The 918-nt window shown below is 60.1% G+C and carries 1 protein-coding gene; it reads right to left on the reverse strand.

What is annotated here, in order from left to right; all coding sequences use genetic code 11:
• A protein-coding gene (locus C9J49_RS16645; RefSeq protein WP_107182522.1) for an IS5 family transposase occupies nucleotides 1-854 on the reverse strand; the annotation gives its coding sequence in 2 pieces (ribosomal slippage) (nucleotides 1-506 and nucleotides 506-854; 855 coding nt in all).
• Nucleotides 855-918: the final 64 nt, after the last annotated feature.

Genomic DNA, 918 nt, shown 5'->3' on the forward strand with positions numbered 1-918 from the left:
CTAGGTTCTGTCTGAAAAGTCGGCACGTAAACAACGGTCTATGCAGGCTAGGCATACCATCGCCCGAAAGCTGCTGGCGAGCTTGTCGTAGCGCGTGCAGACACGGCGTAGCTCCTTGATCCAGCCGATGCACCGCTCGATGACGTTCCTTGCTCGGTAGCGCGGTTTGTCAAAACCTCTGGGCGCCCCAGGCCGTGGCTTTCGGCGCATCTTGCGTCTGGCGATGATCGGCTTCATCCGATGGCGGTCGCAGTACTGGCGGAGGGGATCACTGTCATAGCCCTTGTCTGCCACGATGTATCGGCAACGCTTACGTGGCCGTCCCACAGGCCCGGGGAGGTGGACGTGTTCCATGGTAGGAACGAAGTGGCGGGTATCCGAATCTTGCCCCGGTGAGACGGTAAACGTCAGCGGCCAGCCATGCCGATCGCAAACCATGTGGATCTTGGTGGTCAGGCCGCCTCGGCTCCGCCCCAGCGCATGGTCTACCGGTTCTTTCGATCCCCTTTTTTGCCGCCTCCTGAGGCAGCGCGCGTGGCCCGGATCGACGTGGAATCGATCATCCAGGTATCCAGATCCATCAGCCCGTCTTCACGCAGCTTGAGATGGAGCCGATCCAGGACAGCCTCGAAGGTGCCATCGTCTCGCCACTGCCGGAACCGGTCATAGACCGTCTTCCAAGGACCATACCGTTCCGGGAGGTCGCGCCATTTGGCGCCAGAGCACAGGATCCAGAAGATCCCGTTGAGCACTTGGCGGTCATCCCGGCGTGGGCGACCCATTGGCTGGGAGGGCGAGACGATGTCCTTGATCATCCTCCAGCTTTGATCGGAGAGCTCGTAGCGTCCTGCCATGCTTCACCTATGCAGTTGCGGCATGGAGCACATTAGCAAATCCGACTTTTCGGACAAAACCTAG

The organism is Halomonas sp. SL1 (assembly GCF_003030865.2).
Lineage (GTDB): Bacteria > Pseudomonadota > Gammaproteobacteria > Pseudomonadales > Halomonadaceae > Halomonas > Halomonas halophila.